This window comes from Bradyrhizobium manausense (assembly GCF_018131105.1).
Taxonomy (GTDB): domain Bacteria; phylum Pseudomonadota; class Alphaproteobacteria; order Rhizobiales; family Xanthobacteraceae; genus Bradyrhizobium; species Bradyrhizobium manausense_B.
Window position 1 is genome coordinate 168,698 of record NZ_JAFCJI010000003.1, and the last position, 14,195, is coordinate 182,892.

The window sequence follows — 14,195 nt, forward strand, 5'->3', positions numbered from 1 at the left end:
CTGAATCCTTGGCGCGCTATTTCTTGCGCCAGACGAACAGTCCGGACATCGCGTAATTCCACACCACGCCCATCAGCGCGCCGGCCATGCCGGCCAGCCACCAAATCGGCTCCTGGTCGTAGACCGAGAAGGCGACGCCGACATTGGCGAGCAGCCCGACGCTGCACACGATGTAGAACATGATCAGGCCACGCAGGACCCCGAACCCCCTCAGACGCTGGTCGCGATAGGTGAGGAAGTTGTTCATGACGAAGTTGGTGGTCATGGCGACGATGGCGCCGCCAGCCTGCGCCTCGGCGAACGGCACCTTGATCAGCTCAAGCGCGATGAACAGCGTGGTGAGATGCACCACGAGGCCGATGCCGCCCACCATCGCGAACAGGATGAAGCGCAGCGAGACGACGTCGTTGGTCAGCTTCGCCAGCACGAGGCCGAGGAAGTCGAGCGCGACCATGGAGTCGAGCTTGCTCTCGCCGTGCTGGCGGGCACCGAACGTGTAGGGAATCTCGACCGCGCGCAAATTGCCCTGCGCGGTGGCGACCAGATCGAGCAGGATCTTGAAACCGTGCACCGACAGTTTTGGCGCCAATTGCTCGAAGCGGTCGCGGCGGACCATGAAGAAGCCGCTCATGGGATCGGCGATCTCGACCCGGAGCATCTTCCTGGCGACCTCGGTTGCCAGCGCACTGGCGCCGGCGCGCTGCTTGTTGAAGCCTTCGGTCTTGTAGCCCTCGATGTAGCGGCTGCCGACGACGAGGTCGGCCTGGTCGCTTGCGAGCAGCAGCAGCATCTTCGGCAGCTGGGTCTCGTCATGCTGGAGGTCGGCGTCGATCACGGCGGCATAGGGCGCGCTCGAGGCCAGGATGCCCTCGATGCAGGCGCCCGACAGGCCGCGGCGGCCGATGCGGCGGATGCAGCGCACGCGGCTGTCCTTCAGGGCCAGCTCGCGCACGACGTCCCAGGTGCCATCGGGGGAATTGTCGTCGACGAACACGACTTCCCAGGCGACGTTGACGAGCGTCGCTTCCAGCCTCCGGTACAGCACGGTGACATTGTCGCGCTCGTTGAAGGTCGGGACGATGACCGACAGTTCCGGCCCCTCTTGAGCCTGACTGTGGGCGTCCGGTCTGATCGCTTCATTCATGACGCAGCGTATATCCGCCGCGTCCTGCGATGCCAAGCCGGGGTTTTCTCAGGGAAGCAGGCCAAAAGGGGCCCTAAAATGCCAACGACCCCGGAACGGCAGACCGCGCGTACATCCGGCGCGAGCCCAAGCAATTCCAAGGTCGTCCCAGCGCCGGAGCTTTTGGCTCAACGTCGCCGTTAAAAACTAGATAGGAACGCGAGATCGGCTTCGCAAGAGGGCGAAAGCACCCATTTTCAGGGCTTACTGGTTCGGGACTTCCCGGATCACCGGACCCCGCGGCGCCGGCGCCGCAGGGGCGGCGGGCGCCGTGGCGGCGGGAGCCGGCTCGACCTTCGGCTTGGGGGGCTTGCCGTACTGCCCGATCGGTCCGTAGGCGACGGCGACCGCAAGCACGGTCGCCGCGACGATCACGCCACAAATGCCCCCCACCGACTCAGACGCCATGCCAGCCCGCCCCTGTTCCAGATCCCAGTCATACCACGGATGAACACGGGGCCGGAAGGGCTGCCGGACCGCATCGGTGAAGGCCGCTATTTCTGCGGCGGCCTGTGCTTGACGAAGGCGGTCACGATATCCTTTTGCGCCGACTCCACCGCCCTGTTCGCGGTCGCCAGATGAGCGCCGGAATCGATGTTCGGGTATTGCGCGGTGAGATAATCGAGCAGCGCCACCCGGTAATATTGCCGCTCCGACGGGCAAGCACCGGCGACCGAACGACCAAAAGCCTGCTCCGAAAGGCCCTGATTGCTGTCGCGCGAATATTCCCGCGCCAGGCAGTGCCAGTAATCATCGCGGCCCTGCATGGCGAGCTTCTGCGCACCCTTGGTGTCGTCGTCATCCGCCATCGCAGAACAGGTCATGGCAGCAGATGTCATCATGACGAGCGCAGCTCCCAGCATCAGCATCCGCATCTTGTTCTCCTTTTTGCGCAGATCGGGCGGAAGCTTAGACGGGAAGCGACAACTGGCCAATCACTTCTGGTTTGAATAGGATGCAGCCCTTCCCTCCCCGTCGATGCGAGATTCCCGTGGCCAAAGCAAAAACCGCGACCAAAAAATCCGGCAACATCTATATCGGCATCGGCGGCTGGACCTTCGAGCCCTGGCGCGGCGTGTTCTATCCGGAGAAGCTGACGCAGGCAAAGGAGCTGTCCTACGCGGCCTCGAAGCTGACGTCGATCGAGATCAACGGCACCTACTACGGCTCGCAGAAGCCGGAGAGCTTTCGCAAATGGGCGAGCGAAGTGCCCGAGGGTTTTGTATTTTCGGTAAAAGGGCCGCGCTTTGCCACCAATCGGCGCGTGCTCGCCGAGGCCGGCGATTCCGTCAAGCGCTTCTATGATTCCGGCGTGCTGGAACTCGGCGACCATCTCGGACCCGTGCTGTGGCAGTTCGCGCCGACCAAGAAATTCGACGGCGCCGATTTCGGCAAGTTCCTGGAGCTGCTGCCGCGCAAGCTCGAAGGCCGCGCGCTGCGTCATGTCGTGGAGGTACGCCACGACAGCTTCTGCGCACCTGATTTCATCGCACTGGTTCGCGAATTCGAGACGCCGGTCGTGTTCGCCGAACACGGCAAATATCCCGCGATCGCCGACGTCGCCGGCGACTTCGTCTATGCCCGGCTTCAAAAGGGCAATGACGAGATCAAGACCTGCTATCCGCCGAAGCAGCTCGACGCCTGGGCCGGGCGTTTCCAGGCCTGGGCCGAGGGAAGCGAACCCGACGATCTGCCGAAGGTCGACAAGGCGAAGCCGAAGAAGGAACCGCGCGACGTGTTCGCCTATGTCATCCACGAGGGCAAGGTGCGCGCACCGCATGGCGCCATGGAATTGATCGCGCGAGTGAGTTGAGGATCACTCATGGCCAGGGCGAAGAAGCTCTTCACCATCGGCTACGAGCAGACGCCGCACAAGGCTGTGCTCGACGAGCTGGAGCGGGCCGGCGTCAAGCTCCTCGTTGACGTGCGCGCCGTGACGTCGTCGCGTCGGCCGGGCTTTTCCAAGAAGCAGCTCGCCGCAGGCCTGGACGAGCGCGGCATTGCCTATGTTCATCTCGCAGGCCTCGGCACGCCGAAGGAAGGACGGCTTGCGGCCCGCAGCGGGCAGTACGATGTGCTGGAAAAGATCTTCGCAAAGCATCTGAAGACGCCGGAAGCGAGAGAGCAAATGGACGAGCTCTCCGCACTGGTGATGAAGGCCGGCCCCGTCTGCCTGCTCTGCTACGAGCGCGACCACACCCATTGCCACCGCCAGATGATCGCGGAGATCATCGAGGAGCGCGATGGTGTGGCGGTGACGAATCTGGCGGGGCGGCAGGTTTGAACGACTTCTCCGTCATGGCCGGGAGAGAGCTCAGCCCTCCCCCGCCAGCCTGAACGTCCCCTCCATCATCTGCACACAGCTGCCGCCGACATGCGCTGATACGATCTTGCCGTCCTGCTTGCGCACGCGGGTCCGGAGGATGCTGGGCCGGCCCATGTCAAAGCCCTGGCCGACCGTGAGCTTCAACTCGCCGTCGCTGACGGAATCGAGGTCGGCGAACAGCGCGGCGGCTGCGACGGTCGCGCTGCCGGTGGCGGGATCCTCGGCGAGGCCGCCTGCGCCGCGCATGAACATGCGCGCCTGCCGTTCGCTCGGCGCCTCCGACGCGGGCACATCGCGGGTATAGAACCACACCGAGCGGGCGTCGTCGCGCGGAAAGATCCTGCCGAACGCGGCAGCATCCGGCCGTGCACGCTTGAGCGCATCGCGCGAATGCACCTCCGCCACCAGGAACGGCGTTCCGACGCCAACCACTTGCGGCGCATGATGTTCAGTCCTGATATCATCAGCCGTCAACGAGATGCAGGCCGCAACATCAGCGGCGGAAACTTCCGCCAACCGGGACAGCGGCTGCGGCGCAGTGAGCTCGGTGCTGATGACCCTTCCCTGCTCGCGAAAAATGTCGACCGGCACGAGACCCGCCTTCTCCTCGAACAGCAAGCGCGGCTTCGGTTCCTTCGCGAGGCTCGCCAGCACGAAGGAGGTGCCGACATTGGGATGCCCCGCGAACGGCATCTCCCTGACCGGCGTGAAGATACGGACTTCGGCATCATGGGCCTTGTCGCGCGGCGGCAGCACGAAGGTCGTCTCGGAATAATTGAACTCGGTCGCGATCGCCTGCATCTGCTGCGTGGAGAGCCCGCCGGCATCCAGCACAACGGCAAGCTGGTTGCCGCCGAAGGCGCGGTCGGTGAACACGTCGACAGTGACGTAGCGGCGCTGCATGTCTAGCCCTCACGCAAATTGCGGCCGCAGACCGGCCACCTCGCGCAGCACTCTACAAGCGCGTCACATCGCCCGTCATGCCCCAAAATAGAGAGCAATCGGAGCAATCGCGCTCGCGTGTCAGAGGTGGAAAAATATGTGAGGCCGAGCCGGCGACCCTCGCCAACCCGGCCTGTCTCATCGTTCAGTTCGTTGTCTTCGGCATGCAGGGTGGCTCCTTGTAAGGCGCGGTCGCATACGCGCCGACCGCCGGCGCCCTGACGCAATCCGTCGTCGCGTGCACCGCACCGCGTCGCACAGGCGTGACGTCGCGGGCGGACGCGGCCTCGATTTGATAAGCAGAGGCGGCAATCAGGGCAGCCGAGACAAGGCTCAATCGGATCATGGATTTTCTCCGCGTGGCAAACGGATGTCGAAACAATTTCGACGTCCTGGATGCAGGAGCCGGGAGCCAGCCGGGATATTTCCGCGCGCATCTTCAAAGAAACGCGAGCGGTCCCCTCACCCCAGTTGAAACACCGCGACCGGCTGCTCGTAGCCGCGCACCGTGACATTGCCGAGCGCGACGGCATCGTCGCCGTCGTCGCCCAGCGCCTCGCGCACCGACGCCGAGATCAGGAGTTGCGAGCCGAACTCCTTGTTCAGCGCCTCGAGCCGCGAGGCGAAGTTCACGGTGTCGCCGATCACGGTGTATTCCTTGCGCCGGGGCGAGCCGATATTGCCGGCAACGACCTCGCCGAAATGAATGCCGATGCCAATTCGAAGCGGCCAGCTCGTCTGCGCATTGATGCGGTCCATCGCGGTCAGCATCTCGCGGCCTGCAGCGACGGATCGATGGGCCGCGTCGGACGCCTCCAGCGGCGCGCCGAACAAGGCGAGAAAGCCGTCGCCCAGGAACTTGTTCACGATGCCGCCATGCCGGTCGAGAATATCGACCAGCACCGCGAAAGCGCCGTCGAGCCGGTCGACCACCTCCTGCGGCGTGCGCGACTGGGCGCCCGCGGTAAAGCCGCGGAAATCGACGAACATCACGGCGACGCGGCGGAGATCGCCGGCAACGCTCGTCCCCTCCGCCATCAGCCGCTCGACCACTTGCGGCGAGACGTGCTGGCCGAACAGATTGGTCACCCGATCACGGGCGGTGGCGGCCGAGATGCTGGCAGCAAACTGCCGCCGCAGCTGTGCACCGACCGAGCCCGCGAGCACGCCGCAAACCAGGATGACGATGCTACGCACAACGTGGAAATAGATCAGCGGTTCGCCGGTGTCGCTGACCGAATTGTAATACAGCGCGACAGCCAGGAGCTCTGCTGCGGCGACAAATCCGGTGAAGGTAGACAGCCAGAAGTCGAGCCGCAGCGTCGAAAGAATGACGAAGATGAAATAGACCAGCGGCAACACGAAACCGAGCGCCTGGCTCGCGCCCATGCTGCGGATCTGAAGGATCAGAATGAACGTCGGCAGCGACGTTTCGATCAACGTCCCGATATAGCGCCTGATCACCGGCAGGTCGCGATCGAGCTTGAGGTTTCGGCTGATCTGGCCATGGACCCAGACTTCGAACAGCAGGAAAACCGCCAGCAGGGCGTATTCGCGGACCATGCCCTCGGTCCCGTGCCAGATCCGGTTCACGATGGCGGGGTCGACCAAGAAGGTTGCCGTGATCAAGACCAGCATGACCAGGCCCGTCATGATCAGCGCCTTCACCCGCAGCAGTTCGGTGCGCAGCACCTCGCGCGTCAGCTCGCGCTCGAACTCCTCCGACAAGACGGCCTTCGGCCGGGCTTTCCCGCTTGCAAGGCTAACCATTCCACCCCCTCGATTCCGGGGCAGTCTGCCTCAATCCAGCGTGCGGCGGAAGCGCGTCACGGCGATGGTCATGGCGACCAGCATCAGGACGGCGAGCGCCGCCGCGTCGAAACGCAGATTCGGCATGGACGCACCCTTCAGCATGATGGCGCGAACGATGCGCAGATAATGCGTCAGCGGCAGGCATTCGCCGACATATTGCGCCCAATTCGGCATGCCGGCGAACGGGAACATGAAGCCGGACAAGAGGATGCTCGGCAGGAAGAACATCATCGACATCTGCATGGCCTGGAGCTGGTTCTGCACGAGCGTCGAAATCGTGTAGCCGATCGACAAATTGGTGGTGATGAACAGCGTCGAGAGCAGCGCCAGCAGGAACAGGTTTCCGAGCACGGGCACGCCGAACAGGAACACGCCGATGCCGATGATCAGGAATGCCTGGACGAAGCCGACCAGCACGTAAGGAATGATCTTGCCGAACATCACCTCGACCGGCTTGATCGGCATCGACAACAGGCTCTCCATCGTGCCGCGCTCGACCTCGCGTGTCACCGACAACGCGGTGAAGATCAGCATGGTCATGGTGAGGATGGTGCCGACCAGGCCTGGAACGATGTTGAGGCTGGAATTCGCTGCCGGATTGTAGCGGGCATGCGCCCGGATCTCGAACGGCATATCAGGGGGATTTCCGATGTAGAGATCGTGCGCAAGCGCGGTCTGCACGATCATGCCGAGCGAACCGAGCGCGGCGCTCGCCGCGACGGGATCGGTAGCGTCCGCCGCGACCAGCAGCGCGGGCTTGTCGCCGCGCCGCACCGCGCGCTCGAAGCCGCGCGGGATCTCGACACCGAACAGCACCTTGCCGGATTTCAGCAGATTGTCGAAATCGTCGACGTCGTGGACCTCATAGATGAAGCGGAAATACTTGGTATTCTCCAGCGCCTTCAGGACCGAGCGGGCGAGATCGGAATCTTCCTGGAGCAGCACGGCGCTCGGCAAATTGTGCGGCGTGGTGTTGATGGCGTAGCCGAACAGCAACAGCTGCATCACCGGCAGCATCACGATCATCGCAAACGAGACACGATCGCGCTTGAGCTGGATGAACTCCTTGATCAGCATCGCATAGGAGCGCTTCCAGAAGCCGAAGCGCTCCCGGATTTCGTGCGCGGACGTCGGGTGATCGACAGCGCTCATTGACACTATCCTTGAAAATTGTCCTTGGAGCGGCCCATCAGCTCGATGAAGACGTCTTCCAGCGAGGGCGCTGACTTGTGCCAGTGCAGACCGCTTCTGTCGCGCCACGGCGCGATGCTGGCCTCGAGCGCGGCAACGTCGCGCCCCGAAACGTGCAGGGAGGTGCCGAACGGCGCCACCATGTCGACACCGGGCTTGCCCGTCAGCGCGGCCGTGAGATCATTGAGATCCTCGCCGGTCACGGTGTAGGTCGTGAGTTTGGATCCCGCGATCACCTCATCCACCGTGCCATGTGTCAGCAAATGGCCGTAGGCGATGTAAGCAATCTCGTGACAGCGCTCGGCCTCGTCCATGTAATGGGTCGAGACCAGCACGGTGAGCCCTTCGGCGGCGAGCGCATGGATCTCGTTCCAGAAATCGCGCCGCGCCTTGGGATCGACGCCAGCCGTCGGCTCGTCGAGCAGCAACAGTTTTGGACTGGGCAGTGTGCAGGCGCCCAACGCCAGGCGTTGCTTCCAACCACCCGAGAGCTCGCCGGCAAGCTGCTCCTCGCGACCGGAGAGCCCGAGCCGCTTGATCATGTCGCGCGCCGCACCGCGCGCGTCGGTCAGGCCGTAGAGCCGCGCGACAAATTCGAGATTCTCGCGCACCGACAGGTCCTGATACAGGCTGAAGCGCTGCGTCATGTATCCGACCTGGCGCTTGATCTTGTCGGCGTCCTTCAGGATGTCGTAGCCAAGACAAGTCCCCTCGCCGCTGTCGGGCGTCAGCAGGCCGCAGAGGATGCGGATCGTCGTGGTCTTGCCCGAGCCGTTCGGCCCGAGGAAGCCGTAGATCGAGCCGCGCTTCACCTGCATCGACAGATCATGCACGACCTCGCGGCCGCTGAACGACTTGGTCAGGCCCTTGACGTCGATCGCGATGTCGTTGCCGGCGTTCATCGCTTGTCCGCCACCGGAGTCTTTGGGTTGAGATAGACGTCGATCGGCTGCCCCACCCGCAACGCGTCGGGGCGCGACGGCCGCGCCTGAATGAGATAGACGAGCTTGTTGCGCTCTTCGAGGCTGTAGATGACAGGTGGGGTGTATTCGGCCGAGGTCGCGATGAAATAGATCTTTGCGGTGAGGTCGGCGGCGCAATTGTCGCAGGCAACCCGCACCTCGTCACCGATCGACAATTTCGGCAACTCCGTTTCCGGCACGAAGAAGCGCAGCTTCATGTTGCCGGGCGGCATGATCGAGAGCACCGGCCGCTGCGCCGCCACCATCTCGCCCTCGCGGAAATAGATCTGCTGGATGGTGCCTGCGACAGGCGCAAAGCCCTTGCGCCGCGCCAGCCGCGTCTCCGAGGTCACCACCCGCGCCTGCGCCACCCGCAAATCCGAGACGGCGGAATCGAGCGCGGCTTGCGTGCCCGAGCCGGTCTTGCGCAGGGAATCCGCGCGATCGAACACCTGCTGCGCATTGGCCAGCGTCGCCTTGGTCTGGTTGAGATCGGCAAGCTGGAGGTCGTCGTCAACCGAATACAGGGGATCGCCAACCTTCACCGCTTCGCCTTCGCGGATATCCAGCTTGGTCACCCGCCCGGCCTCGTCCGGGCTGACATAGATCATGTCGGCCTCGACCCAGCCCTGGAAGCCGGGATCGCGCTTCTCCTTGCAACCGGCAAGCGCGGTTGCAAGGACGGCGGCCAGTGCGATTGCAAATATTCCTTGCGACGACCTCATGTCGTCCTCCGTTCGCCAAAAATCAAATCGAGATGGACGCGCAGCATGTCCTGCGCATCGAGCGGCGCGTGCCGCGCAAACAGGCTCTGCCAGATCACCGCGATCATCGCGGGCGCGACCAGGATCTGCGGATAGCGCGCGAGGTCCTTCTCGCGGATCTCGCCGCGGGCAATGCCGAGCTCGATCAGCGCGCGCATGCCGGCAATCCCGCGCGAAACCACCTCGCGGTAGTAGAAGTCAGCCACCGATGGAAAGCGCGGTCCTTCCGCCACGATCAGACGGACGAGATCGCCACGCCTGGTGCCGATCACCTCCCTCAGGAAGTTGCCGGCAAACGCTTCGATCAGATCGCGGACCGAGCCCGTTGGCGGCGGCAGCGCATTCAGCTTCGCCACAACGGGTACGATCACGGTGCGGACAAGCTCCTCGAACATCGATTCCTTGTCCTTGAAGTGCAGATAGATCGTCCCCTTCGCGACGCCCGCGCGCTTGGCAATGTCGTCGAGCCGGGTCGCCGCAAAGCCGCGCGCAATGAACTCCTCCATCGCCGCCTCGACGATCGCATTGCGCCGTTCCGCCGCGCGCATGGCGCGGCTCGACACCGGCGCGGCGTCTCCGCCGGCTTCGGGCTTCCGACTTGCTGCCTTGGCAGCAACCGCTTTGGTGGGCTTCTTCGTCATTTCTTATTTATGACTGACTAGTCAGTCATAGTCAATCAAGATCATGCCAGCAGCGACAGGCAACAAATTAGCGTTGACTAATGAATTAGCATTCGCTAATTGATTGGCATGATGGAAGCCGCCTCAAACCCAGTTACCGCCGTGATGCGCGCCCTCGCCGATCCGACCCGTCGTGCCGTGTTCGAGCGCGTGTTCGACAGCAAGGAAATCAGCGTCGCCGAACTGACGCGCGGCAGCGGCGTGACGCAGGGCGCAATCTCGCAACATTTGAAATCGTTGAAGCAGGCGGGCCTCGTCGCCGAGCGCGCCGAGGGCCGCAACGTCTATTACCGCGCCGCGCCGCAAGGACTCGAGCCGCTGGTCACCTGGATGGACCATTACGGCGTGTTCTGGCGCGAGCGCTTCCAGAACCTGCGTGACCTCTTGAAGGAGATCGACCCGTGAGTACAGCCGCGTTGAATGCCGAGACCAAGAACATCGTGATCGACGAGGTGCTCCCTCATGCGCCGGGGACTGTCTGGAAGGTACTGACCAGCGCGCAACTGATCGCACGCTGGCTGATGAAGCCGACCGGTTTCGAGGCTGTCGAAGGCAAGGCCTTCACGTTTCAGACCACGCCGGGCGGCCACTGGGATGGTGTCATCCATTGCCGCGTTCTCGAGGTCGTTTCTGGCAGACGCCTCGTCTACGCCTGGAGGGGCGGCGACGAGCGCAACACCGGTTACGGCGCGCCGCTCGACACTGTCGTGACGTGGTCCCTCACCCCTGTCGAAGCCGGCACGCGAATTCAGCTCGTTCATGCGGGCTTCGTCATGCCCAGGAATGAGAGCGCCTACAGCGTCATGAGCGGCGGCTGGAAGAAGGTGGTCCGGCAGCTCGACGAAATCAGCGGCGAAGACCGTTAAGGAGGCATCACGATGGACAAGCCCTACACCGGCGGCTGCGCCTGCGGCGCGATCCGCTATTCGATCACCGGAGAGCCCCTGTTCTCCAACCATTGCCAATGCCGGGACTGCCAGCGCGAGAGCGGCACCGGCCACGGCTCCTACGCTACCTTCCCGCGTGCCGGCGTCACGGTGACAGGCGGGGCCAAGACCTGGGACATGACCGGTGACAGCGGCAACGTGAAGACGCGCGCGTTCTGTCCCGCATGCGGCGTGGCCGTCTATATGACCTTCAAGGCCATGCCCGACATATTCACCATCCGTGCGGCCAGTCTCGACGAGCCCGCCCGCTACAAGCCGCAAGCGATCACCTACGCCGTGCGGTCATATGATTGGGATCGGCTCGGTCCGGATCTGCCGAAGTTTGAGGGCATGCCTCCGGGGTAGCAACGCGCTGCGTCATTCCGAGTAGCTCGTGACAAAATTGCGCAGCAATTATGTACTGAAGCGACAAAGCAATCCAGAAAGCCTTCGAGAAACGTTTCTGGATTGCCTCGCTGCGCTCGCAATGACGATGCGGAAGCGGTCGATCAACCCGTTAACTGTGGAACTTCAGTCCATCGACGATTTTGTCGATGACTTTGCGTTCTCCGCGCATAGCGATGCCTACGAGATTGAGATCGGCGCGCGCAACCACCCTCACCGCTTCGCGATTTGCGGCATCATGCGTGGTCTTGAACATGTCCTCGGTATAGACCGCAGGCATGACATTACGCGTGAGCGCACGATCGAGCGCGCGTGACAGCGCCGCACCATCTGCACCATAGATCAGGATCGGCTGGCCGATCAGTGCAAGATATTTCGTGGACGAAGCGTCCTCATAAGCATCACCGATGCACTCCGGAAAGGCAGCAGCGACGCCGCCCGACAAGAACGATGCGACATTGAGCTTCTGCCAAGCCTGAAGATCGTTGCGAATGACAACGGCAATCTTTGTATCGAACTGCATGAATTCTCCCAACACTCATCCAAGCGTCGGGAAAGAAAAGAAAATTCCGCACGCCGAGATCATGACTGTGAATGTAACGCGGATTGGCCAATTGGGCACAGCGCAGAAATTTCAATCGAGGATGCGACCGGCAACGCTTCTCTCCGCAGGGCAAGTCGGGTATATCTCGGCGCTCTGTCACCGAACCGTCATAAACTGCGCATGTCCGAATCTGGCGCGATCAAGCGAGCCCTCGACACAGTACAACGGCTTGCGAAAGCCGACGGACATCCGATCCCCGAGAACGGGAAGAAGTCCAGCATCTTCGTCGTTCCCGCTGCTGGTGAGACGCCTGGATCCGCATTCCCGGACAACGCGTCGTCCGTTCAGGGCAACCTGTTCGCTGATGAAGCTCGTGCGTCGGAAGCTACGTCTTCCCTCGATACTGCAGCTCACGCGACCGAGATCGAGCTCAAGCTGATCGTTCCGTCCGACCGCCTGGCGGATTTCAACAAAGCCCCGATCATCGCCGCGAATGCGCGCAACAAGGGAACGCGCAAGCATCTCAAGGCGGTGTACTACGACACGCCCAAGCATGCGCTGCGACGTAGCGGATTGAGCTTTCGGGTTCGTCGGAGTGGCGCGCGTTTCACGCAGACGGTGAAAGCCGAATCCGCCAATGATCCGCTGCGACGCGGAGAATGGGAGGCAGCCGTCCCGTCGATGGCGCCGGACATCGCGCTGGCACTCCCCTTCCTTCCAGAGAAGCTGCGCGCCGATGTCGCGCGTCATCCGCTCGAAGCCGTCTTCACCACGGACATCCGCCGACATCAGCGCCTCGTCGACCTGCCGTCCGGCACCATCGAGGTCGCCTTTGATCACGGCCATTTGACGTCAGGCGATCGCTTACTTCCGGTCAGCGAGATCGAGCTGGAGCTCAAGAGCGGCAGCCCGTCCGCGATCTGGGAGCTTGCGCTCCGGCTCGCCGAGCATGGCTCGGTGAAGCCGTCGATCCGGACCAAATCAGCGCGCGGCTTCGATCTCGCGGCCGACACGCCGCCAACGCCGCCGAAACCGCCAAAGCTTCATCTTGATCCCTCTGTATCGCTCGATGAAGCTTTCTCCGAGATTCTGCGTTCCTGTCTCTTGCATGTGCTGCAGTCGCTGCCCGCCGCCGAGGATGGTCGCGATTCCGAAGGAATGCATCAGCTTCGCGTCGCGCTGCGGCGCCTGCGGTCCGCGCTCGATTTGATGCGATCGGTGGTGTCGCTGAGCAAGCTCGACCAGATGCGCGCCGAGGCGAAATGGCTTGCGACAAGCCTCGCCGGCGCGCGCGACTGGGACGTGTTTCGGCAGGAGACGTTGCGGACCGTCGCCGATGCCTGTCCATCAGTCGAGGGCTTCGAGACGCTGGGTGAACTCGCCGAGGAACGCCGCGTGGCCTGCTACGATCAGGCTCGTCTCGCCCTCGCCGACCGGCGCTGCCAATATTTCGTGATCGGGCTCGGTGCCTGGATCGAAGCACGCGGCTGGCGCAGCGAAGTTACTCTCGAAGGTCTGGCTCAACTGGCACAGCCTGCGATCAGTTTTGCACGCAACATCCTGTCGACGCAGCATGCGAAAGTGCTCAAGCGCGGGCGCAAGTTCAAATCGCTGCCGACGGAGGAGCGGCACCGCGTCCGCCTCGCTGCGAAGAAGTTGCGCTACGTCGCCGACTTCCTGCTGCCGCTGTGCGGCCAGCGCAAATCCGCCAAGCGCTTTTCGCGCAGGCTCGCCGACCTCCAGCAGGAGCTCGGGATCTACAACGACATGGCGACGACGACGTCGCTGCTTGCTGAGGTCAACGCGGGAGCGACTGGCAGCGGCATGGCTGCGGCGGCGATCGCCGGCTGGCAGGCCCATGCCATGGTCGGCATTGAAACGCGTCTGATCAAGGCTTGGTCGGAGTTCACCAGGGCCAAGATGCCCTGGTCGATCGACACGCCGGAGCAACCGGTCAAGCTGGTGCAGGCCAACGCGGGATGGCTGCGCTAGCTTGGATCAGCCCTTGGCGTCGCAGGCCCAGGCACGTATGACGCATTCCTTGCCGCCATATTTGTAGCATTCGCGGGTGGCGGCATTGAGCGTGGCCGATATCTTCGGTTTCACGGCGTAGCCGTAAGCGCCACAGGGATTGGCCATGTCGACCGACATCGCCGCGCAGGCGCGCTTCATCGTCACCGTTGTGCATTCGCCCTTGCACTGCTTTTGAGCAGCCGCACGCGCTTCGTGCTCGGCGCGGTAGTCGTAGGCCTGGCCATAGGCGCCGCATTTGCCGACGGCAAACGCGCCGGCCGCATGGGCTTCGGTGATATGACGGGCGCCGGCGACACAAATCGACAACCCAAAGAAAAACATCGCGCAACGGCGCGCGACGACGTTCGAAATCATGGAAAGCCCTCACCCCCAAGGCAGGTGCGGAGGACTCTAAGCGGCGGTCGTTTCCAGATGGTGAACGAGGCG

18 protein-coding genes are annotated in these 14,195 nt (G+C 63.1%); 6 read left to right on the forward strand and 12 right to left on the reverse strand.

Annotated features, from left to right (window positions below; all coding sequences use genetic code 11):
• Nucleotides 1–16 precede the first annotated feature (16 nt).
• The 3 genes from JQ631_RS27495 to JQ631_RS27505 all read right to left on the reverse strand — a co-directional run bounded on the left by JQ631_RS27495 (nucleotide 17) and on the right by JQ631_RS27505 (nucleotide 2,058).
• Nucleotides 17–1,144, reverse strand: coding sequence for a glycosyltransferase (locus JQ631_RS27495; RefSeq protein WP_212332074.1), 1,128 nt, complete (start codon nucleotides 1,142–1,144; stop codon nucleotides 17–19).
• A 243-nt stretch (nucleotides 1,145–1,387) separates the two neighbouring features.
• The gene (locus JQ631_RS27500) at nucleotides 1,388–1,591 is read right to left on the reverse strand and encodes a hypothetical protein (RefSeq protein WP_212332076.1); all 204 of its coding nucleotides are present in this window, start codon (nucleotides 1,589–1,591) and stop codon (nucleotides 1,388–1,390) included.
• Nucleotides 1,592–1,677: 86 nt separating this feature from the next.
• Nucleotides 1,678–2,058: a hypothetical protein gene (locus JQ631_RS27505; RefSeq protein WP_212332079.1), complete on the reverse strand. Its 381-nt coding sequence runs from the start codon at nucleotides 2,056–2,058 to the stop codon at nucleotides 1,678–1,680.
• Between the two features lie 116 nt (nucleotides 2,059–2,174).
• Here JQ631_RS27505 and JQ631_RS27510 point away from each other — a divergent pair, with 116 nt between their 5' ends.
• Nucleotides 2,175–2,996, forward strand: coding sequence for a DUF72 domain-containing protein (locus JQ631_RS27510; RefSeq protein ID WP_212332082.1), 822 nt, complete (start codon nucleotides 2,175–2,177; stop codon nucleotides 2,994–2,996).
• Nucleotides 2,997–3,005: 9 nt separating this feature from the next.
• Nucleotides 3,006–3,467, forward strand: a complete 462-nt coding sequence (locus JQ631_RS27515; protein ID WP_212332085.1) for a DUF488 domain-containing protein — start codon at nucleotides 3,006–3,008, stop codon at nucleotides 3,465–3,467.
• Between the two features lie 30 nt (nucleotides 3,468–3,497).
• Here the strand turns inward: JQ631_RS27515 and JQ631_RS27520 are convergent, their stop codons facing one another.
• The 7 genes from JQ631_RS27520 to JQ631_RS27550 form a co-directional block, all read right to left on the reverse strand.
• Complete coding sequence (locus tag JQ631_RS27520; RefSeq protein WP_212332087.1) at nucleotides 3,498–4,412, reverse strand: PhzF family phenazine biosynthesis protein; 915 nt, start codon at nucleotides 4,410–4,412, stop codon at nucleotides 3,498–3,500.
• A 184-nt stretch (nucleotides 4,413–4,596) separates the two neighbouring features.
• Nucleotides 4,597–4,797, reverse strand: coding sequence for a hypothetical protein (locus JQ631_RS27525; protein ID WP_212332090.1), 201 nt, complete (start codon nucleotides 4,795–4,797; stop codon nucleotides 4,597–4,599).
• Nucleotides 4,798–4,913: 116 nt separating this feature from the next.
• Nucleotides 4,914–6,221, reverse strand: a complete 1,308-nt coding sequence (locus JQ631_RS27530) for an adenylate/guanylate cyclase domain-containing protein (protein WP_212332093.1) — start codon at nucleotides 6,219–6,221, stop codon at nucleotides 4,914–4,916.
• A 30-nt stretch (nucleotides 6,222–6,251) separates the two neighbouring features.
• A complete protein-coding gene (locus JQ631_RS27535) occupies nucleotides 6,252–7,415 on the reverse strand; it encodes an ABC transporter permease (protein WP_212332096.1) in 1,164 nt (387 codons plus the stop codon).
• A 5-nt stretch (nucleotides 7,416–7,420) separates the two neighbouring features.
• Complete coding sequence (locus tag JQ631_RS27540) at nucleotides 7,421–8,356, reverse strand: ABC transporter ATP-binding protein (protein ID WP_212332099.1); 936 nt, start codon at nucleotides 8,354–8,356, stop codon at nucleotides 7,421–7,423.
• On the reverse strand, nucleotides 8,353–9,141 hold the full coding sequence (locus JQ631_RS27545; RefSeq protein ID WP_212332102.1) for an HlyD family secretion protein: 789 nt from the start codon (nucleotides 9,139–9,141) through the stop codon (nucleotides 8,353–8,355). Before JQ631_RS27545 ends, JQ631_RS27540 begins: the two co-directional genes overlap by 4 nt.
• Nucleotides 9,138–9,821: a TetR/AcrR family transcriptional regulator gene (locus tag JQ631_RS27550; protein ID WP_249161131.1), complete on the reverse strand. Its 684-nt coding sequence runs from the start codon at nucleotides 9,819–9,821 to the stop codon at nucleotides 9,138–9,140. Before JQ631_RS27550 ends, JQ631_RS27545 begins: the two co-directional genes overlap by 4 nt.
• 108 nt (nucleotides 9,822–9,929) lie before the next feature.
• Here JQ631_RS27550 and JQ631_RS27555 point away from each other — a divergent pair, with 108 nt between their 5' ends.
• Genes JQ631_RS27555 through JQ631_RS27565 form a run of 3 tightly spaced genes read left to right on the forward strand, consistent with a single transcriptional unit; the run spans nucleotide 9,930 to nucleotide 11,152 of the window.
• Nucleotides 9,930–10,265, forward strand: a complete 336-nt coding sequence (locus JQ631_RS27555) for an ArsR/SmtB family transcription factor (RefSeq protein ID WP_212332105.1) — start codon at nucleotides 9,930–9,932, stop codon at nucleotides 10,263–10,265.
• Nucleotides 10,262–10,726: an SRPBCC family protein gene (locus tag JQ631_RS27560; protein WP_212332108.1), complete on the forward strand. Its 465-nt coding sequence runs from the start codon at nucleotides 10,262–10,264 to the stop codon at nucleotides 10,724–10,726. The genes JQ631_RS27555 and JQ631_RS27560 overlap by 4 nt, the downstream gene beginning before the upstream one ends.
• Nucleotides 10,727–10,738: 12 nt before the next feature.
• Nucleotides 10,739–11,152, forward strand: coding sequence for a GFA family protein (locus tag JQ631_RS27565; RefSeq protein ID WP_212332110.1), 414 nt, complete (start codon nucleotides 10,739–10,741; stop codon nucleotides 11,150–11,152).
• 151 nt (nucleotides 11,153–11,303) lie between these two features.
• On the opposite strand, the gene JQ631_RS27570 is transcribed toward JQ631_RS27565, so the two are convergent.
• Nucleotides 11,304–11,714, reverse strand: a complete 411-nt coding sequence (locus tag JQ631_RS27570) for a DUF2000 domain-containing protein (RefSeq protein WP_212332420.1) — start codon at nucleotides 11,712–11,714, stop codon at nucleotides 11,304–11,306.
• A gap of 201 nt (nucleotides 11,715–11,915) precedes the next feature.
• On the opposite strand from JQ631_RS27570, the gene JQ631_RS27575 reads away from it, so the two are divergent.
• Nucleotides 11,916–13,727: a CYTH and CHAD domain-containing protein gene (locus tag JQ631_RS27575; RefSeq protein ID WP_212332112.1), complete on the forward strand. Its 1,812-nt coding sequence runs from the start codon at nucleotides 11,916–11,918 to the stop codon at nucleotides 13,725–13,727.
• Nucleotides 13,728–13,733: 6 nt separating this feature from the next.
• Here JQ631_RS27575 and JQ631_RS27580 read toward each other — a convergent pair whose 3' ends face one another.
• Nucleotides 13,734–14,123 (reverse strand): DUF4189 domain-containing protein, encoded by a 390-nt coding sequence (locus JQ631_RS27580; RefSeq protein WP_212332113.1) that lies wholly within the window; start codon nucleotides 14,121–14,123, stop codon nucleotides 13,734–13,736.
• Nucleotides 14,124–14,195: the final 72 nt, after the last annotated feature.